Genomic DNA, 19,563 nt, shown 5'->3' with positions numbered 1-19,563 from the left:
CTGTTCCGAGCCCACACACTCACGGAAGAGGAGCGCAGCATGACCCTGCCCGCACTTGTGCTTGCCGCGCTACTGCAGTCCGGGGCAGGCCTGATGCCCGATCCTGACCGTCCCTCACCGTTCCCCGCCAGCGACAGCGAGGCCGACATCGCCGCAAAGATCGCCGAACTACGGGCGTTCTTCGGCAGCAGCGAGCGCGACACCCGCAACATCGTCGCCACTGCCCAGCAACGGGCACTGATCGAGCGCCTGGAAGCGCGGCACGCGGCACGTCTGGCCGGCATCTGGGTGGACAATGCGAGGGGCTGGAACGTTGTCGTGCGACTGACAGGCGCCGCACCCGAGGCCGATGAGACACATCCAGGGGCGGATGGCCCGCAACGTGTGCGCTACATCACCGGCGCCGCGATGACCGAAGCGGAGATGACGCGCCGCCTGCACGCACAGCAGGACTGGCTGCGGGCCCAGCTGCCCGACCTGTTCGGCCATGGCCTGGATGTCAAGACCGGGGAGCTGGAGGTGGAGCTGCGGGATACCCCAGCCAACCGCGCGACGGCGGCGGCCGTGCGTGACCACCTGCAGGCGCGACTGGGCTACCCGGTCAGGCTGCGCTGGTACCCAGCGGCCACGCGCTGGAGTCCGCCCTGACTGCGCCACGGCTGGAGTGCCAGCCATGCGCTGAGCTACTGTTCAACACCGGCCAGGACGCGGAAGGAAAAAGGATGAACCCAGGGAACAGCTTCACGACGTTTGCGATGGCCGCCGGCCTGCTCGCGGGCCTGCTGGTGCTGGGCGCTCACACCGTGCGCCGCATCAGCGCCCGCGACCCCGGCGGCAGGCACTGGCTGCTGCGCAGCCTGGCCCTGCTGTCGCCCGTGTGCCTGCTGGCCGGGCTGGCGATCGGCATGTTCGGCCCGCACTTCACAGGTAGAGCGGAACCCGCCCACCTGCCGGGGCTGTGGGAAACGTCGATGGTGCTGATACTGGTCGGTGCCTTGACCTTGCCAGTGCTGTGGCGAACGCTGCTGCAGCAGCGGTTTGGCAGGCCGGTCAATGCACTGCCGTTCTTCCACGCCAGCCGCACCTCGCTGCTGGTGCTGTTCGTGCTGGCCGTGATCTACATGAAAGTGGCCAGGACAGCCGCGGCGGAACTGATGCCCTGGCTGACCAGCCCGGGCCTGTGGCCGGCGGTGGCGCGCATCGCGGGGCAATCGATGCAGGTCGCCATGCTTGCGGTCGTGCTGACTCTCTCACTGATGGTCGTACGGCGGGCGATGACCGGTTTCCTGCGCCTTCTAAGCGGGCTGTTCCGACGCTCGCCGGGGCTATGATGGCGGCCCCTCGCCTGCGGAAACCGACCGTGTCACTGCGCTGCTGTCTGCCCCTGCTCTGTGCCCTCGCCGCTCCCTCCGCCTTCGCCACCCGCCTGGACCTGCCGGCCCTCATCGAATGCCGCCAGGGCGTGGCCGAGCAGGCCGCGCTGGCGCCGCTGCTGGCCGATCCGCTGAAGGCCGTGGCCCAGGGCCTGCAGCCGCTGCCGCAGGGCAACCAGTTCATGAGCGAGTTCCGGCTGGCCAGCCCGATCACCGTCTTCGGCCAACAGACCGATCGGGTGGCGGTGGCCGGCGCCAGCGTCATGGCCGTCCTCGACCAGGCCGACCCACGCCCGCTGGCCAAACGGCTGGAATTGGAGACCGGCTACGACCAGGACGGCAAGTTCATGGCCGGCCGCGAGCTGGTCAGCCGCGACGTGACCGACCCGAAGACCGGCGAGGCCCAGATCGAGTCGATCATCCTCAGCGTCTCCACCGTGGCCTCCCACCCGGGCAAGACCCTGGCCGGCTGCACCTACAGCCTGGACCTGCCCGAAGAGGCGCCGGCCGCGGCCGCCCCAGCCCCGGCCACCGGCAGTCACTGACAGGCCGTCACATCCTGCTAGACTTGGGTCAACGCCCGGCCTGCCGGGTGCCTTTTTTCCAGAGATGTCAGAAGACGACAGTAGTAGCTCCCCTGCGGAGCACAGTGAAAAGAAGCGCGGCTGGCTTGAACGCCTGACCTCCGCCTTCTCCGGCGAACCCCATACCCGCGACGAGCTGGTCGCAGTCCTGCACACCGCGCAGGAAGAGGGTCTGATCGCCGCCGATACCCTGAAGATGATGGAAGGCGCCATTTCGGTGGCCGAGCTGACCGTGGGCGACGTGATGATCTCGCGCTCGCAGATGGTCTCGCTGCCGGTTGAAGCGCCCTTCCTGGAACTGATGAAGCAGGTGGTCGAATCCGGCCATTCACGCTTCCCGGTGCACGGCGAGAACAAGGACGACATCCTTGGCATCCTGCTGGCCAAGGACCTGCTGCGCGGCGTGGTCGCCGACAACGGTCCGGCCAACGTGCGCGAGCTGCTGCGCCCGGCGGTCCTGATCCCGGAAGCGAAGAAGCTCAACGTGCTGCTGAAGGAATTCCGCCTGTCGCGCAACCACATGGCCATCGTGGTGGACGAGTACGGCGGTGTCGCCGGCCTGGTCACCATCGAGGACGTGCTGGAACAGATCGTCGGCGAGATCGACGATGAGCATGACGAGGCCGAGGATCCCTCGGCGCAGATCGCGATCCAGTCCGACGGCCAGTACGTGGTCGACGCGCTGACCCCGATCGGCGACTTCAACGAGCGTTTCGGCGCGACCTTCTCCGACGAGGACTACGACACCATCGGCGGCCTGGTCACCGAGGCCGTGGGCCACCTGCCGGAAGTCGGTGACGAGCTGGCGCTGGACCGCTTCATGTTCCGCGTGGCCCGCGCCGATGCGCGCCGGGTACAAGCCTTCCACGTGACCGTGCTGCCGCCGGACGCGCAGGACGACGCTTGAAGCGCCGCGGCCTGATCCTCATGGTGTGGCTGGCACTCTACGTGCTGGCCATGGCCCTGCCGCTGGCCGCCTTCGCGCAGCCGGCGCCGGCCACACCTGCCGTGCCCGCGGCCAGCGCTGAAGCCCCTGCTCCGCGCATCGGCGTGGTGACCATGCAGCCGGGCACGGTGTTCTTCGAACGCTTCGGCCATGACGCCATCGTGGTGGTCGATCCGCTCAGCGGTGAAGCGACCTCGTACAACTTCGGCTACTTCGATCCGTCCGAGGACGATTTCATCAGCCGCTTCGCGCGCGGCGACATGATGTACTACCTGGTGGCGCTGCCGCTGCAGCAGGACCTGTCGTACTACGACGAGACCGGCCGTGGCGCCAGCGTGCAATGGCTGGACCTGCGCCCGGACCAGGCGCGCTCGCTGGCCGCCGGCCTGGCCGAGCGGGCCAAGCCGGAAAACGCGCGTTACCACTACGATTACTACACTGCCAACTGCGCGACGATGGTGCGCGACACGCTGGACAAGGCACTCGGCGGCGGCCTGCAGTCGCAGCTGTCGGGGCGTTCGCGTGGCAACACCTATCGCAGTGAATCGGTCCGTCTGGCCTCGCCGGCACCATGGATGTGGCTGGGCTTCGACGTGGGCCTCGGACCGTTTGCCGACCAGCCGCTGTCGCGCTGGCAGGAAGCGTTCGTCCCGATGCGCCTGGCCGATGCCCTGCGCCAGGCACGCAACAGCGATGGCCGGCCGCTGGTGCAGTCCGAACAGGAACTGTTGCCGCACCGCATCGATCCGGAGCCGAAGGAGTTCGCACGCCGCTGGTGGCCGTGGCTGCTGTGCGGCCTGGTGATCGCCGCTGGCGTGCTGGCGCTGCGCAACCGCCCGCGCCTGCTGGCCGGGCTGGCCCTGCCGTTCTGGCTGCTGTGCGCCCTGTTCGGTGGCGTGCTGGTGTTCCTGTGGGGCTTCAGCATCCACTACGCTGCATGGGCCAACCGCAACCTGCTGCTGCTTTCGCCACTGGCCGTGCTGCTGCTGCCGGGCGCGATCGCACTGCTGCGCCGGCGCGTGCCGGGACGCATGTTCAGGATCGTGCTGTGGCTGCTGGCGGTACAGGCGGTGGCCGCGCTGGTGCTGCACTGGCTGAGCCTGCAGGCGCAGTACAACGTGCAGTGGATCGTGCTGCTGCTGCCGGTGCACATGGCACTGGCGTGGGTGCTGGCGCGTCGTCCTCACTTGTCCGAAACACGGCCCTGACGCACGATGGCGGGCATGTCATTGCCCGCCTCCGCTTCCGCCCCCGCTTCGGCCAACCCTACCTGCGTCATCAACTGCGTCCACTACGATGACGAGGGCAAGCGCCACGACATCAGCCTGGATGCCATCAGCGATGTCATTGCCAGCGGCAACGGCTTCGTCTGGGTCGGCCTGTACGACCCCAACGAAGACGTGCTGCTGAAACTGCAGGAAGAATTCTGCCTGCACGACCTGGCCATCGAGGATGCGCGGAACGCGCACCAGCGGCCCAAGGTCGAGACCTATGGCAACTCGTTGTTCGTGGTGGTGACCACCGCGCAGATGGTCGACGAACGCATCCAGTATGGCGAAACCCATGCCTTCCTCGGCCCGCGCTTCCTGGTGACGGTCCGCCACGGCGCCTCGCTTTCCTACGCGCCGGTGCGCGCACGCGTCGAGCGCGAGCCGCAGCTGCTGAAGATGGGCCCGTCGTACTGCCTGTACGCGGTGACCGACTTCGTGGTCGACAACTACCTGCCGATCGTGCACCGCTTCCGCGACACCCTGGACCTGCTGGAAAAGGACATCTTCGCCGACACCTACAAGCGCAGCACGGTGGTGCGGCTGTACGAGCTCAAGCGCGAACTGAACAAGATGCGGATGGCGGTGGCGCCGTTGCAGGACGTGCTGGCGCAGCTGCGCCGCTACCAGGGCGAACTGATTCCCGATGAAGTGAAGCTCTACGTGCGTGACGTGCATGACCATGCGGTGCGCATCAGCGATGTGATCGACACCCTGCGCGAGATGCTGGGCACTGCGCTGAGCGTGAACCTTTCGCTGGTGACACTGGCGCAGGGCGAGACGGTCAAGCGGCTGGGCGCCTGGGCTGCGCTGCTCGCCGCGCCGACGCTGATCACCAGCTGGTACGGCATGAACTTCAGTCACATGCCGGAGCTGAGCGAACCCTGGTCGTACCCGCTGATGATCGTTGGCGTGGGCGGTGTGTGCGTGGGGCTGTATCGGTTGTTCAAGCGCGCGAAGTGGTTGTAGCGCGTATCGACCAACGGTCGATACCCACCAAAAACGGTAGGCCACGACCGTTGGTCGTGGCACATGCCCCGCTTCTGGTAGTGCCGGCCGCTGGCCGGCAACCCGGCAATGCCGGCCAACGGCCGGCACTACCGTTCGGGATCAAGCCACGTAGACGGTCTTGATGTTCATGAACTCATGGATGCCATGGTCAGCCAGCTCCCGACCAAAGCCTGACTGCTTGCTGCCGCCGAACGGCAGCCGCGCGTCGCTCTTGACGATGGCGTTGACGAACGCCGCACCGCATTCCATGCGCTGCGCGAAGCGCTCGCCGCGTACCGGATCGCCAGTCCACACGCTGCCGCCCAGGCCGAAGCGGGTGTCGTTGGCCACGCGCAGTGCCTCGGCCTCATCCTTGACCCGGATCACTGCGGCCACCGGCCCGAACAGCTCCTCGTCATACGCCGGCATGCCCGGGCCGACCTGGTCGAGCACCGTGGCCGGATAGCCGGCATGGGTGCCGGCAATCGGCTCACCACCGATCAGCACCCGCGCGCCCTTGGCCACACTGGCCTGCACCTGCTTGTGCAGTTCGTCACGCAGGTCGGCGCGAGCCATCGGCGCCAGCGTGGTACCGCGCTCATCGGGATCGCCGTACTGGCGCTCGCCTGCCGCCTGCACAAAGCGACGGGTGAATTCATCGGCCACCGCCTCGACCACGATGAAGCGCTTGGCCGCGATGCAGGTCTGCCCGCTGTTGTCGAAGCGCGACTTCACTGCCGCGGTCACGGTCTTGTCGAGGTCGGCATCGTCGAGCACCACGAAGGCATCGCTGCCACCCAGCTCCATCACCGACTTCTTCAGCTGGCTGCCGGCATTGGAGGCGATCGAGCGCCCTGCCCGCTCGCTGCCGGTCAGCGTCACCGCCTTCACCCGTGCGTCGCGCAGCACGCCGGCGGCCTGGTCGTTGTCGATGTGCAGCACGTCGAACACGCCATCAGGCAGGCCGCCGTCACGGCACACCGCCAGGATCAGGTCGGCGCACTGCGGCACGTTGCTGGCGTGCTTGAGCAGGGCGACGTTGCCAGCCATGAACGCCGGGGCGAGGAAACGGAACACCTGCCAGATCGGGAAATTCCACGGCATCACCGCGAACACGCAGCCGATCGGCTCGTAGCGCACGTAGCTGCGCTGGGCTTCGGTATCGATCAGCTGCGGCTTGAGATAGTCGGCCGCGTGATCGGCATAGTACTCGCAGGCGGCAGCGCACTTGTCGACCTCGGCCAGTGCCTCGGCCTTGAGCTTGCCCATCTCGTGGGTCATCGCCTGCTGCAGGTCGTCGCGCCGCGTGCGCAGCTGCGCGGCGATCTGGCGAAGGATGGCGCCGCGGTCCTGCAGCGAGCGATCTGCCCAGCCCGGAAATGCATCGGCAGCGGCCTGCAGGCGCTGCTCGATGTCGGCTGCGCCCATCAGTTCATGGCGGTAGGTCACCTGTCCGGTGGCCGGGTCGACGATCTCGACGGTCATGGGGGATCTCCATCTGGAAGACCCCCATTGTGCGCCGCCGGCTGTGAGCCGGGTGTTGCCGGCGTTGTCGGCAGACCGTGTGCTCAGCCGTTGTCCTGCCGCGCCAGCTGCAGGTCGCGCTGGCGCCGCTTCTCGGCGCGGGCGTTGATGTACCAGCCGATCACCGCGGCGATCGACACCGCCGACACCAGCAGCGTGGCCAACGCGTTGATCTTCGGGCTGATGCCCATGCGCACCGAGGCGAACACCTTCATCGGCAGCGTGGTCGAGCCCGGCGTGGCGACAAAGCTGGCCACCACCACGTCATCCAGCGACAGGGTGAACGCCAGCAGCCAGCCCGCCACCAGCGCCGGCGCGATGATCGGCAGGGTGATGCGGCCGAACACGGTCAGCCGGCTGGCGCCCAGATCCATCGCCGCTTCTTCCAGCGACAGGTCCATTTCCTGCAGCCGCGAGGACACCACCACGGTGACGAAGCACAGGGTGAAGGTGACGTGGGCGATCCAGATGGTGGCCAGGCCGCGTGCCGGGAAGCCGGGAATCGCGCCCATCGAGGCCAGCAGCGCCATCAGCGAGAAGCCCAGGATCACATCCGGCATCACCAGCGGTGCGGTCACCAGCGCGCCGAACAGCGGCTTGCCACGGAAGCGCTTGAAGCGCGTCATCACCATCGCCGCCAGCGTACCCAGCACGGTGGCGGTACAGGCGGTCCAGAACGCCACCACCAGGCTGGTCCACATCGCATCCATCAGCGCGCGGTCGGCGAACAGGTCGCTGTAGGCACGGGTGGAGAACCCGGCCCAGACCATCGCCAGCCGCGAGCTGTTGAACGAATAGAACATCAACAGCAGGATCGGCAGGTACAGGAAGGCGAAGCCGAGCAGCAGCACGCCCAGCCCCAGGCCCTTTGCGCTACGCGGGCTCATGCCTGCTTCCCTTCCAGCAGGCGCTGCTGGGAACGGTTGAACAGCAGGATCGGCACCAGCAGCAACAGGATCATCGCCACCGCCATCGCCGAGGCGCCCGGCCAGTTGCGGTTGTTGAAGAACTCGTTCCACAGCTGGCGGCCCACCATCAGCGTCTCCGAGCCACCCAACATTTCCGGGATCACGAATTCACCGATCGCCGGAATCATCACCAGCATGCAGCCGGCGATGATGCCCGCTTTGGACAACGGCAGGGTGATGCGCAGGAACGCCTGCCACGGCTTGGCACCGAGGTCGTAGGCCGCCTCCAGCAGGCGGTGGTCATGTTTGACCAGATTGGCGTACAGCGGCAGCACCATGAACGGCAGATAGCAGTAGACGATGCCGATGTAGGCGGCGGTCGGGGTGTCGATCAGCTGCAGTTTCGGCAGGCCCATCGACGTCATCAGCGTCTGCAGGCCGGTGAACTGCAGGAACTGGTCGAGCAGGCCGTTGCGGTCCAGGATCGCCTTCCATGCATACACGCGGATCAGGAATGAGGTCCACGACGGCAGCACCACCAGCATCATCGCCACGTTGCGAGCGGCGGGCGACAGGCGCGCGATGGCATAGGCCATCGGATAGCCGATCAGCAGCGTCAGGAAGGTCGAGATCGCCGCGATCCTGATCGAGCTCAGGAAGGCCTGGGCATAGATCGAATCGCGGAACAGCGCCAGGTAGTTTTCCAGGTTCAGCTTCAGCGAGAAACCGCCGTCGGCGTACTGCAGCAGCCAGGTGTACGGCGGCGAGCCGACCCGGCTGAGCGAGAAGCTGATCATCAGCACGATCAGGAACGGCACTGCGAAGAACAGCAGCAGCCACAGGTACGGAATGCCGATCACCGTGGCACGCAGCCCCGGCAGCCAGCGCTTCAGGCCGGCGGTGCTCATGAGGTGAGCACCACGCCGTCGTTGTCGCGCCAGTGCACCCACACCTCGTCGCCCCAGGTGAGGCCATCACTGGCCCAGCGCTGCGAATTGGCGAAGTTGGCCAGTACCTTGGCGCCGCTGGGCAGGCGCACGTGGTAGACCGAATGGCTGCCGAAGTAGGCGATGTCCTCGATCACGCCCTGGGCCTTGTTGGTGTGCCCTTCCGGTTCGTCCTTGCCGATCATCACCTTCTCCGGGCGCAGCGCGAACGCGACCGGCTGCCCTTCATAACCGGTGATGCCATGGGCGATGTAGATCGGCGCCGGGAACAGCGGCGAGCGTACGGTCACGTACTCCGGCAGGTCCTCGTCGATCACCCCGTCGAACAGGTTGACCGAACCGATGAACTCGGCGACGAAGCGGTTGGCCGGCTGCTCGTAGACCTCGTCCGGCTTGCCGACCTGCTGGATCCAGCCGGCATCCATCACCGCGATGCGGGTGGCCATGGTCATCGCTTCTTCCTGGTCGTGGGTGACCATCACGCAGGTCACGCCCGACGATTCGATGATGCTGACCAGTTCCAGCTGCATCTGCGAGCGCAGCTTCTTGTCCAGCGCGCCCATCGGCTCGTCCAGCAGCAGCAGCTTCGGCCCCTTGGCCAGCGACCGCGCCAGCGCCACGCGCTGCTGCTGGCCGCCGGACAGCTGGTGTGGCTTGCGCTTGCCCAGGTGGCCCATCTGCACCAGGTCGAGCATCTCGCCCACGCGCTTGCCGATCGCATCCTTGCCCAGGCCATCCTGCTTCAGGCCGAAGGCAATGTTCTGCTCGACCGTCATGTGCGGGAACAGCGCATAGGACTGGAACATCATGTTGACCGGCCGCTGGTACGGCGGCAGCGCGTCCAGGCGCTGGCCATCGAGGGTGATGCTGCCCTTGGTGGGCGTCTCGAAGCCGCCCAGGCAGCGCAGCAGGGTCGATTTGCCACTGCCGGAGCCACCGAGCAGGGCAAAGATCTCGCCCTTGCGCACGTCCAGGTTGACGTCGTCGACGGCGACGAAACCGTCGAATTCCTTGCGCAGGTCACGAATGGAGAGATAGCCGGGCGCACCGGTCGTGTCGACGACGGTGGCTACCGGCTGGGCTTCAACGGGCATGGGGGCTCCGGGAGCGGGCGGTGGACAGCGGCCGCCATTCTAACGGCCGGGGGGCCCAGGGGATATGACGGCGGCAGGCGGAAGCGGCCGCTGGCCGGCTCCGGGGGCCCCAGGAGTGTCGGTTTTCCCCCGCCATGGTGGCCTGCCCGCGCAGAGGCCCGGGCTCCCCGGGACGACCCTGCGGTCGTCCCGGCCAGACATCACAGGCGACGCCTCGATCTGCAACGTTTTTCAGAACCGGATCTGTTGAAGGCCCGGGGCATTCCCCGCGCAATGGCCCTGATCAAGGCCTTGCATGGACCCACCCTGGTGACTTCCCCGGACAGCCCCTCCCCTTTCCCGCCCCGCCTGCCGGGCTCCCTGCCTGCAAGGCTGCCGCTGGTCATCATCGGCGCCGGCCAGGCCGGGCTGTCGCTCAGCGCGCTCCTGCAGGAAGCCGGCGTCGAGCATCGCGTGCTGGAGGCCGAAACCGTAGGCGCCAGCTGGCAGCGGCGCTGGGAGTCGTTCCAGACCAACACCGCCAACGCGACGATGGCCCTGCATGGTCATGCCTATGCCGGCGATGACCCGGATGGCTTCATGGGCGCCCCGGAGGTGATCCGGCACCTCCGCGACTATGCCCACGAGCGTTCCCTGCCGATCAACGAGGGATGCGGGGTGCATCGGGTTGGGCCTGGGCCCGGTGGCTACGCCATCCACAGCAGCCAGGGGCTGATCCATGCCCGCTCGGTGGTGGTCGCCACCGGTGAATACCGCCGCGCACGGATGCCCCGGGTCCCGTTCGCGCCCGCGCCAGGCCTGACCGTGCTGCACTCGGGCGACTACCGCAGTGCCCGTCAGCTACCCGATGGCGCCGTGCTGGTCATCGGGGGTGGGCAGTCCGGCGCGCAGATCGCCCAGGACCTGCGCGACAGCGGTCGCAGCGTGCACTGGTCACTGGCCCAGCGGCATTCGCATACCCGCCGGCTGCGCGGCAAGGACTCGATGACCTGGTGGGACATGGCCGGGCGCATCCATCAACATGTGAGTGAAGCGGCGGGCGTACTTGCCGGGGAACCGGATGCACTGCGCAAGGCCCGCACCGCGGAGTTCCCGCTTATTTCCGGCAAGGGAAACGGTGGCCTGGGCAGCTCGATCAGCCTGCTGGCGATGCACCGCGCGGGCATCAGGCTGCTGGGCCGGTTGCAGGGCTTCGATGGAAACGTCGCCCGCTTCGCCGATGTGCGCCCGCAGCTGCGTACCGCGATCGAGGCCACGCAGGCCGAGTACGCCTATCTTGATTCGCTGGCCAGCGCGTACTACGCCACGCGTCCCGAGCCACGCACCGACGATGCCCGCCACATTCCGGAGGAGGTCTATCTGCACTGGGAGCCGGACGCCGCCCCGCGTGAACTGGATCTGCAGGCGGAAGGCATCCGCTCGGTGGTGCTGGCCACCGGCTTCGTCGCCGAATGGCCCTGGCTCGACGTACCGGGCGCGCTGGATGCACATGGCTACCCGCTCGGCGACTTCGGTGTTTCACCGCAACCGGGGCTGTTCTTCATCGGCATGCACAACCTGCAGCGGATGAGTTCATCGTTCCTGTGCAACGGCGGTCGCGATGCACGCGACCTGCTGCCTGCCATCCTGCGGCACCTGGGCCGAAGCGGGAGTACCGGCATCGACCCAGGGTAAGGCAGCCGCCGGGCATGACCCGGCGGCACCAGGCCGGCTCAACGGCCGGTCTTCACCTCGGTCCACAGCCGGGTGTAGAGCTTGTCGGTCTCCGGCGTGTTGATCGAATACGTGAACATCTTCGCGGCCACGTCGGCCGGCGGGTAGATGGTCGGGTCGGTACGGATCGCCTCATCCACCAGCGGGGTCGCGGTCGGCACCGGGTTGGCGTAGTGGATGAAGTTGGTGTTGGCCGCGGCAACCTTCGGCTGCAGCAGGTAATTGATGAAGGCGTAAGCGGCCTCCGGATGCTTGGCGTCCTTCGGGATCGCCAGCATGTCGAACCACTGCGGGGCGCCTTCCTTCGGGATCGAATAGGCCACGTGCACGCCATTGCTGGCTTCCTCGGCGCGGTCGCGGGCCTGGATGATGTCACCCGACCAGCCGACCACCAGGCAGGTGCCGCCATTGGCCAGCGAACCCACGTACTGCGAGGAGTGGAAATTCTGCACGTACGGTCGGATCGACTTCAGCAGGTCGGCCGCCTTCTGCAGCTCGGCCGGGTCACCGCTGTGCGGGTCCAGGCCCAGGTAATGCAGCGCAATCGGGATCATGTCGGCCGGCGTGTCCAGGATGGTCACGCCGCAGTCCTTCATCTTACTGATGTTCTCCGGCTTGAACACCAGGTCCCAGCTGTTGGCGATGTCGGTGCTGCCACCGAAACGCTGCTTCAGCATCTCCACGTTGTAGCCGATGCCGGTGGTGCCGATCATGTACGGCACGCCGTACTGGTTGCCCGGGTCCTGGGTGGCGATGCGCTTCATCACCGCCGGATCGAGATTGGCCAGGTTCGGGATCTTGCTCTTGTCCAGCGGCAGGAACACACCGGCCTGGATCTGGCGACCGAAGAAGTTCAGGGTCGGCACCACCACGTCGTAGCCGCTGTTGCCGGCCAGCAGCTTGGTCTCGACCATCTCATCGCTGTCGAACACATCGTAGGTCACCTTGATGCCGCTCTCCTTCTCGAAGGTCGGGATGGTGTCCTCGGCGATGTAATCGCTGTAGTTGTAGACGTTCAGGACCTGGCTGTCCTGCGCGCCGCCATTGCCACCGCCACAGGCGGCGAGCATGGCGGAGGCCAGGCCGAGCGTGAGGATACGCAGCTTCATCGGGTGCTCCAGAATGCGGGAAGGGGGGCCGGCGGGGCCGGCGACGGGTGCCAGCCTACCCCCCGGCGGCGGATTTTTCTATTCCGGATGCTCAGACGTTCAGCAGCAGGAACTCGCGCTCCCACGAGCTGATGACACGGAAAAAGGTCTCGTATTCCTTGCGCTTCACCGAGATGTAGGCCCGGCAGAAGCGCTCGCCCAGCAGGGCCTGCAGTTCGCTGCACTGCTCCAGCCCATCCAGCGCTTCGCCCAGCGAGCGCGGCAGGTTGTAGCCCAGTTCCTTGGCGCTGCCGGTCACCGGCGCATCCGGTGCCAACCGCTCGCGGATGCCCAGCAGGCCGCAGGCCAGAGTCGCCGCCATCGCCAGGTAGGGGTTGGCGTCGGAACCGGCGAAACGACTCTCCACGCGCATGTTTTCCGGCGTGTCCAGCGGCACGCGCAGGCCACAGGTGCGGTTGTCGAAGCCCCAGTGCACGTTGCTCGGCGAGACTTCGCCGAACACCAGCCGGCGGTAGGAATTCACGTTCGGCGCGAAGAACGCCATCGCCTGCGGCGCGTATTTCTGCAGGCCGCCCAGATAGTGGCCGAACACCGGGCTGAACTCGCCTTCGGCATCGGTATCGCCAGCGAACACATTGCTGCCGTCGCTCACCCGCACCAGGCTCTGGTGGATGTGCATGGCACTGCCCGGCTCGTTCTCCATCGGCTTGGCCAGGAAGGTGGCATACACGCCGTGGCGCATCGCCGCCTCGCGCATGGTGCGCTTGAACAGGAACACCTGGTCGGCCAGGTCCATCGCATCGGCATGGGTGAAGTTGACCTCCAGCTGCGCCGCACCGGATTCGTGGATCAGCGTGTCCACATCCAGCTTCATCGCATCGGCGTAGTCGTACATCAGGTCGAGGATCGGGTCGAATTCGTTGACCGCATCGATCGAGTACGACTGCCGCGCGGTTTCCGGGCGCCCGGAGCGGCCGGCCGGTGGCAGCAGCGGGAAGTCCGGGTCGGTGTTCTTCTGCACCAGGAAGAACTCAAGCTCCGGCGCCACCACCGGGCGCAGGCCCAGCTCGGCGTAGGCCGCCAGCACGCGGCGCAGTACGTTGCGTGGCGCCAGCTCGTGCGGCTCACCGTTCTTGGTGTAACAGTCGTGGATGACCTGCGCGGTGGCGTCGGCCGCCCACGGCACCATGCGCACCGTGTCCGGATCAGGACGCAGCATCATGTCCGAGTCCGACGGCGAGGTCAGCTCGTAGTAGTCATCAGGGAACTCGCCGGTGACGGTGGTGGCGAAAATGCCTTCGGGCAGCCGCGTACCGTAATCATGCGAGAACTTGTCGGCGGGAATGATCTTGCCGCGCGCGTTGCCGGTGATGTCCGGCACCAGGCATTCGACCTCGGTGATGCGCCGCTCCTTCAGCCAGCGCAGCAGGCTGCTTTCCTGCGGTGCGGGGGGCGTAGCCGTCTTGCGCGGGCGCGTTCGGGAACTCATCGGGAATCCAGTCGGTTCTGTTGGTGCTGCCGGCAAGCTTGGCCGAACGCACGGAAAATAGCGTGATAGAACGGCGAGTCCATGACACGCCACTCCGGGTGCCACTGTACGCCGAGCACGAAACGATGGCGTGGGCTGCGCGCTGCCTCGACCAGTCCATCATCGGCCCTGGCCTCGACCTGCAGCCCGTGTGCCAGTCGGTCGATGCCCTGCCCGTGAACCGAATTGACCTGTGCGCGGTCACCGCCTTGCCACTGCGCCAGCCAGCCATCCGCCGCCAGGGCGACCGCATGGGCCGGCCCGTACTGCACATCAACCGGCGCCTTCGGGTTTTCACGATGATCCGAAAGACCGGGCGCCGCGTGCACCTGCGGATGCAACGTGCCACCCAGCGCAACGTTCAGCTCCTGCAGGCCGCGGCAGATCGCCAGCACCGGCAGGTCCAGCGCCAGCGCCTCGTGCAGCAGCGCGAACGCGTTGGCGTCACGGGCCGGGTCATGCGGATTGCCCGGCCAGCTGCGACCGCCGTCGTAATGCTGCGGTTCGATGTTGCTGACCGCACCGGTCAACAGCAGGCCATCGAGCCCCTGCAGCCAGTCGCCGGCCGGCAGCGGCGGCTGCATGCTCGGCAACAGTACCGGGGTCACCTCGGCGGCCTCGACCAGCGCGCGCACGTACTTCTCGCCAGCCACCGCGAAACGGTGATGGCCGAGCACGGTGCTGTCGGTGGGCAGGCCCACCCAGGGCAGGCGGCGCATGGGAAAACTCCTTGGCGTGCCGACACGTTACCCGCCGTCCGGCGAAGGCGGCAAGTCGTCGCCGTCACACCATGGCTGTCACGCATCGGCGAAACTACTCGGGTGAATGCTGATCGTCCTCCCCCGCCCTCCTCTCCCGCACTGCGCCCGCGAGGCCTGCGGTGAGTGCCGCGTTCCCGCCCAGCTGGTATGCCGCCAGCCTGCCCGAACCACCCGCGCTGCCCCCGCTGCAGGGCGAGGTTCAGGCCGATGTGGCAGTGCTTGGTGCGGGCTACACCGGCCTGACCGCGGCCCTGGAACTGGCCTCACGTGGCCAGCGCGTGGTGGTACTGGAGGCGCAGCGGATCGGTTGGGGCGCGTCCGGCCGCAATGGTGGCCAGGCGCTGGTCGGCTACGGCTGCGAGGTGGACGAACTGGAGCGTCAGCTGGGTCGTGATGATGCACGCCACCTGTTCGACTGGTCGCGCGACGCAGTGCAGGCGATGCGCACGCGCATCGATCGCCACCGCATCGACTGCCATTGGGTTGAAGGCCACGCCAGCGTGGCCATCCGTGAACGCCACGAGCGTGACCTGCACGCCAACTGCGAGCACCTGCAACGCCACTACGACTACCCCATGCAGTGGTGGGGCCGTGACGCTCTGCGCGCGCAGCTGGACAGCCCGCGCTACCGCGCCGCGATGTTCGACCCGCTCAGCGCACACCTGCACCCGCTGGCGTATGCACGCGGTCTGGCCGATGCAGCGCGCGCGGCAGGTGTGGTCATCCACGAGGATTCGCCCGTCGTGCGCATCCAGCGCGGGCCACGGCCGAGCCTGCACACTGCCCAGGGCAGCGTGCGCGCCATGCATCTGGTGGTGGCCGGCAATGCCTGGCTGCAGGGCCTGCTGCCCGAGCTGGAACGGCGGATCATGCCGGTGGGCACCTATATCGGTGCCAGTGAGCCACTGGGCGCCGAACGTGCCCGCGCCCTGATCGGCAACAACATGGCCGTGGCCGACACCGCCTGGGCACTGGACTACTTCCGCCTCAGCCACGACCATCGCCTGCTGTTCGGCGGCCGCGCCAGCTACTCGGCACTGCCCCCGCCCGGCCTGCGCGGGGTGATGCAGCGACACATGCACGACGTCTTCCCGCAGCTGGCCGACGTTGTGCTGGACCAGGTCTGGGGTGGCTACGTGGACATTACCCGCAACCGCGCCCCGCACTGGGGCCGGCTGGACGGCAACCTGTACTTCGCGCAGGGATTCTCCGGCCATGGGGTGGCCGCCGCCGGACTGGCCGGCGAGGTGATCGCCGCCGCCATTGCCGGCCAGAGCGAGCGTCTGGACGTGTTCCAGCGCCTGCGGCATGCGCCCTTCCCCGGCGGCCGGCTGCTGCGCACGCCCCTGCTGGTGGCGGCGATGTCGTGGTACAAGCTGCGGGATGCGTTGTGGTAGCGGGGCCCTTCCCAGCCACATAATCGGCGCAGGAGCTGGGGAGCACGTGGATGCAGTGGTGGAAGGACGGCCTGCTGGTGAGGATACGGGTCAGCCCCGAAGGGCTGGCGCTGGCGCTGCTCTATGCCCTCGCCTGCTGGGGTGCGCGCAAGCTGTCACTGGACCAGTTCTTCCTGCCTGCCGGCGTGCGGGTGGCCGCGCTGTTGCTGTGCCCGCCCCGTCTTTGGCCCTACCTGCTGATGGGTGAATACGCCTACTTCGCGCATCTGCGCATCCCCCTGATCAGCAAATACAACCTGACCTGGGTAATCCTGGCCTCGGTGTTCCTGATGCCTGCCGTGATGCTGATCGTGCGCCTGCACCGGAAACTGCTGGCACGCACCACGATCGTCGGCGTGATCTCCATTGCGGTATGCGCCGCGACGGTCATCAGTCTGCTCAACCTGGGAATCTCGTACCTGCTCTGGGAGCCGTTGCAGAACGCGTCATTCATCACCAACGTATTGCGCTATGCGCTGGGCGACTTCACCGGCATCCTGATCCTGGCACCCCTGGCATTGCTGTGGATCCGCCGCGCCGAGGAAAAATGGACAACCGGGTCTGTCGCGGCCACGGTCGCAGCACTCGGCGCCATGCTGGTCATTGGCCTGCAGGCGACGCCGGTACCGGCCTCGATCACGGCCCCCGGCTCGCTGCAGCTGCTGTTGATCCTGCCTATTCCCGCGATCGCCCTGACCTGCCTGCTGGGATGGCGCGGTGCGGCCATCGGTGTCGCCGCCGTTAACATGATTCTTGGCCTCAGCACCCCCGCCGACCATCCGACGGCATTCGACCCGGCTACCTTCGCTACCCAGCAGGCCATGGCCATCGCCAGCATCGCCCTGCTGTTGCTGGGTGCGCGCATCACCCACTTCCAGAACCAGCACCGGCTGCGCGAGGAAGATGGCAGAGCGGCCCTGCAGCTTGCGCGGAATTCACACCTGGCCAGCGAGATGGACCTGCGCGAACGCGCGGCACACCTGCGCCAGCTGGGCGATGGCATGGACCTGTCGCTGAACGAAATGGTGAACTGGCTGCATGCGCAGGGTCATCACGCCGTGGCCGACAGCCTGCGGCATACCTCGGAGGTGCATTCGCGCCTGTTCCGGGCCCAGGCCAGCATGATCTATCCCGCCGCCCTGGAACAGCTGGGCCTGTACGTGGCGTTGCAGGCTGGCGGGGTGCGCGAGGCATGGAATGCTACGCATCGCATCGGCCAGCCGAGGTTGAAGGGTGACCCCTGCGCACTCGGGGTCGGCCTGCAGCTTGCTGCCTATCGACTCGTGGTCGATGCGGTCTCGCTTCTATTGAAGTGCGAGTGTGGACAGATCTCGGTCAGTATCCGCTGCGGAAGCTCCATCCGGAAGCGTGGTGCCTTCATCTGCGTGGCTCTTCTGGACCGCCACGCATCACTGGGAGGCCGTGCAAAGGCGCTGGCAAACGAGCAGCTGCTGGGCCGAGTGCTCGCACACGCTGGCCACATGGACCTGAGTGGCAACAGGCTCAGGATGGTGTTGACCGAAGCACGGGACGCTCCCCGCCAGGCAGGCACTACTGAAGCCTTGAGGGAAAGCACACGCTCCATGGACACTGGCGCCCCCCGGGCCGCGATCTGACTATCCCGGTGAAAGGAGCTGCAGATCATTGCGCGAAAGTGATCTTTGGTCGGCGCCGAATCCACCCCGTCAGGATCTGGCGCCGGCGTGCAATTGCGCCCCCCTGCTTCCATCCATACTGTCATCCAATGGCGCGTCATGGCGCGTTCAAGCAACCCGCACGGCCGCTGCCATGTCACGAGCAAGGGAGGCTCGGGTTTGGACCGATTCAAGAAGGCAGTTGAACTGAGCTTCCGTATCCGGCCAGCCGGCATCGCACTCGCGGCCGTCTATGCGCTGAGCTGCCTCGGCTCGCGTCAGTTTTCGCTGGATCAGTTCTTCCTGCCGGCGGGCATCCGCGCAGCGGCACTGCTGATCGTCCCGACCCGCCTGTGGCCCTACCTGCTGCTGGGCGAGTACGCGTACTTTGCAACGCTGCGCATCCCCATGATCGACACCTACGGCCTGGATTGGGTCATCCTGGCTTCGACGCTGCTGATGCCGATGGCGATGCTGGTGGTCTACCTGCATCGGATGAGAATACCGTCCGAAGCAGCCACCGGTCTGTGGCTGCTGTCGCTGTCGTTCTGCACAGCGTTGTTCGTGCCGGGTCTCAACCTGGGCATTTCATATGTCCTATGGTCGAACCCACCGCCCAGCAACCTGCTGGACGCGGTCGACCGGACGATCTTTGGCCACTTCGCCGCCATCATCACCCTGGTACCGTTGGCATTCCTCTGGTCGCGGCGGCAGGCCGACCCCGGTTGGACAGACCGTTTCGTCGCCCCTACCGCCTCGGCGATCCTGGTGATGCTGGTGCTGGGCCTGTGCATGCAATTGACACGCGCCGACGCCCACACGACGCGGACACACATGGTGCTGCTGGCCGCCCTTCCCGCCATCGCCCTGACCTTCATGCACGGGTGGCGCGGCGCAGCCATCGCGATTCCGTTGTTGAACCTCCCCCTGCACGGCGCAACGCCCAGCACTGGCCTGCCTTCCTCGTTCGACCTGGGCACGTTCGCCACCCAACAGAACATGGCGGTGATGAGTGTCGCACTGCTGGCACTCGGTTCCAGCATCAGCTATCACCATCAGCGCGCCCGGTCCCGCGGCCTGGCCGAGGCAACCACGCTGCGCCTGGCACGCGGCTCACTTCAGACCAGCGAGCGTGAGCTGCGTGAACGGGCCGTCCACCTGAAGCACCTGGGCGAGGGCATGGACAATTCGCTCAGCGAGATGGTCAGCTGGCTGAAGTCCCAAGGCCACCATGCGGTCGCAAACAGCCTGCAGCACGCGTCGTCGGTACATTCACGGCTGTTTCGCGAACAGGCCAGCCTGGTCTATCCCACCGGACTGGAGCAGGTCGGGCTCTACATCGCGCTGCAAGCCGGCGGTGCATGCGAAATCTGGAACAACACGCATCGCGTCATTCCACCCAGGCTGGCGGGCAATCCCTGCCTGCTGACCGTGGATCTGCAACTGGCCATCTATCGCTCGCTGATCGAGGCGGTTTCACTTCTGCTGGAACTGGAAACCGGGCAGGTCTGCGTGCGCGCCCGAAGCGGTCGGGCAGGCAAGCATCGCGGCATTGTTGCCGTGGTGAGCCTGCTCGACCGTGGTTGCCCGCTTTCCACGCGTACCACCCAACAGGCCGTCGAGCGCCTGGCCGGACGGATGCTTGCCTACGGCGGAACCGTCCACTGCCGCGGCAATCGGCTGCGGCTGGTCCTGCATGAACCGATCACCCACGCGTCGCCAGCGGCGGCCTGACGCGGAATCTGGCC

Annotated in this window: 17 protein-coding genes; 10 read left to right on the top strand and 7 right to left on the bottom strand. The window is 66.9% G+C overall.

Features of this window, described 5'->3' with window-relative positions; genetic code table 11:
* Nucleotides 1-39: 39 nt before the first annotated feature.
* The 6 genes from AC5P9N_RS08665 to AC5P9N_RS08640 all read left to right on the top strand — a co-directional run bounded on the left by AC5P9N_RS08665 (nucleotide 40) and on the right by AC5P9N_RS08640 (nucleotide 5,140).
* Nucleotides 40-648, top strand: coding sequence for a hypothetical protein (locus AC5P9N_RS08665; protein ID WP_005412797.1), 609 nt, complete (start codon nucleotides 40-42; stop codon nucleotides 646-648).
* Nucleotides 649-722: 74 nt separating this feature from the next.
* Nucleotides 723-1,331, top strand: a complete 609-nt coding sequence (locus AC5P9N_RS08660; protein WP_043034380.1) for a hypothetical protein — start codon at nucleotides 723-725, stop codon at nucleotides 1,329-1,331.
* Complete coding sequence (locus tag AC5P9N_RS08655; protein ID WP_172711786.1) at nucleotides 1,331-1,918, top strand: hypothetical protein; 588 nt, start codon at nucleotides 1,331-1,333, stop codon at nucleotides 1,916-1,918. Before AC5P9N_RS08660 ends, AC5P9N_RS08655 begins: the two co-directional genes overlap by 1 nt.
* 64 nt (nucleotides 1,919-1,982) lie before the next feature.
* Nucleotides 1,983-2,864, top strand: coding sequence for a CorC family transporter (locus AC5P9N_RS08650; protein WP_005408827.1), 882 nt, complete (start codon nucleotides 1,983-1,985; stop codon nucleotides 2,862-2,864).
* The gene (locus tag AC5P9N_RS08645; protein WP_012479659.1) at nucleotides 2,861-4,111 is read left to right on the top strand and encodes a lipoprotein N-acyltransferase Lnb domain-containing protein; all 1,251 of its coding nucleotides are present in this window, start codon (nucleotides 2,861-2,863) and stop codon (nucleotides 4,109-4,111) included. The genes AC5P9N_RS08650 and AC5P9N_RS08645 overlap by 4 nt, the downstream gene beginning before the upstream one ends.
* Before the next feature lie 6 nt (nucleotides 4,112-4,117).
* Complete coding sequence (locus tag AC5P9N_RS08640) at nucleotides 4,118-5,140, top strand: magnesium and cobalt transport protein CorA (RefSeq protein ID WP_005408825.1); 1,023 nt, start codon at nucleotides 4,118-4,120, stop codon at nucleotides 5,138-5,140.
* Nucleotides 5,141-5,281: 141 nt separating this feature from the next.
* On the opposite strand, the gene AC5P9N_RS08635 is transcribed toward AC5P9N_RS08640, so the two are convergent.
* From AC5P9N_RS08635 to AC5P9N_RS08620, 4 genes are all read right to left on the bottom strand, one after another.
* Complete coding sequence (locus tag AC5P9N_RS08635; RefSeq protein ID WP_060379950.1) at nucleotides 5,282-6,646, bottom strand: NAD-dependent succinate-semialdehyde dehydrogenase; 1,365 nt, start codon at nucleotides 6,644-6,646, stop codon at nucleotides 5,282-5,284.
* An 83-nt stretch (nucleotides 6,647-6,729) separates the two neighbouring features.
* A complete protein-coding gene (locus AC5P9N_RS08630) occupies nucleotides 6,730-7,572 on the bottom strand; it encodes an ABC transporter permease subunit (RefSeq protein ID WP_005408823.1) in 843 nt (280 codons plus the stop codon).
* Nucleotides 7,569-8,501 (bottom strand): ABC transporter permease subunit, encoded by a 933-nt coding sequence (locus AC5P9N_RS08625; RefSeq protein WP_005408822.1) that lies wholly within the window; start codon nucleotides 8,499-8,501, stop codon nucleotides 7,569-7,571. Before AC5P9N_RS08625 ends, AC5P9N_RS08630 begins: the two co-directional genes overlap by 4 nt.
* Nucleotides 8,498-9,634 carry an ABC transporter ATP-binding protein gene (locus tag AC5P9N_RS08620; protein ID WP_005408821.1) on the bottom strand — a complete coding sequence of 379 codons (1,137 nt, stop codon included), beginning with the start codon at nucleotides 9,632-9,634 and terminating at the stop codon, nucleotides 8,498-8,500. The genes AC5P9N_RS08625 and AC5P9N_RS08620 overlap by 4 nt, the downstream gene beginning before the upstream one ends.
* Nucleotides 9,635-9,907: 273 nt before the next feature.
* On the opposite strand from AC5P9N_RS08620, the gene AC5P9N_RS08615 reads away from it, so the two are divergent.
* Nucleotides 9,908-11,308 carry a flavin-containing monooxygenase gene (locus AC5P9N_RS08615; protein WP_099595525.1) on the top strand — a complete coding sequence of 467 codons (1,401 nt, stop codon included), beginning with the start codon at nucleotides 9,908-9,910 and terminating at the stop codon, nucleotides 11,306-11,308.
* Nucleotides 11,309-11,346: 38 nt separating this feature from the next.
* Here the strand turns inward: AC5P9N_RS08615 and AC5P9N_RS08610 are convergent, their stop codons facing one another.
* The 3 genes from AC5P9N_RS08610 to AC5P9N_RS08600 all read right to left on the bottom strand — a co-directional run bounded on the left by AC5P9N_RS08610 (nucleotide 11,347) and on the right by AC5P9N_RS08600 (nucleotide 14,703).
* Nucleotides 11,347-12,456, bottom strand: a complete 1,110-nt coding sequence (locus AC5P9N_RS08610) for a polyamine ABC transporter substrate-binding protein (protein WP_005408819.1) — start codon at nucleotides 12,454-12,456, stop codon at nucleotides 11,347-11,349.
* 91 nt (nucleotides 12,457-12,547) lie between these two features.
* Complete coding sequence (locus AC5P9N_RS08605) at nucleotides 12,548-13,945, bottom strand: glutamine synthetase family protein (RefSeq protein WP_005408818.1); 1,398 nt, start codon at nucleotides 13,943-13,945, stop codon at nucleotides 12,548-12,550.
* Complete coding sequence (locus tag AC5P9N_RS08600; RefSeq protein ID WP_060379948.1) at nucleotides 13,942-14,703, bottom strand: gamma-glutamyl-gamma-aminobutyrate hydrolase family protein; 762 nt, start codon at nucleotides 14,701-14,703, stop codon at nucleotides 13,942-13,944. Before AC5P9N_RS08600 ends, AC5P9N_RS08605 begins: the two co-directional genes overlap by 4 nt.
* Nucleotides 14,704-14,864: 161 nt before the next feature.
* Here AC5P9N_RS08600 and AC5P9N_RS08595 point away from each other — a divergent pair, with 161 nt between their 5' ends.
* From AC5P9N_RS08595 to AC5P9N_RS08585, 3 genes are all read left to right on the top strand, one after another.
* A complete protein-coding gene (locus AC5P9N_RS08595) occupies nucleotides 14,865-16,142 on the top strand; it encodes an NAD(P)/FAD-dependent oxidoreductase (protein ID WP_099485042.1) in 1,278 nt (425 codons plus the stop codon).
* A gap of 50 nt (nucleotides 16,143-16,192) precedes the next feature.
* The gene (locus tag AC5P9N_RS08590; protein ID WP_049396228.1) at nucleotides 16,193-17,797 is read left to right on the top strand and encodes an MASE1 domain-containing protein; all 1,605 of its coding nucleotides are present in this window, start codon (nucleotides 16,193-16,195) and stop codon (nucleotides 17,795-17,797) included.
* Nucleotides 17,798-17,995: 198 nt separating this feature from the next.
* Complete coding sequence (locus AC5P9N_RS08585; protein ID WP_044569757.1) at nucleotides 17,996-19,549, top strand: MASE1 domain-containing protein; 1,554 nt, start codon at nucleotides 17,996-17,998, stop codon at nucleotides 19,547-19,549.
* The last annotated feature ends 14 nt before the right edge of the window (nucleotides 19,550-19,563 follow it).

It is taken from the genome of Stenotrophomonas sp. YJH_SMC_6 (assembly GCF_059371335.1).
Note: the sequence above shows the minus strand (reverse complement) of the source record. Positions and strands in the feature narration are given on the sequence as shown.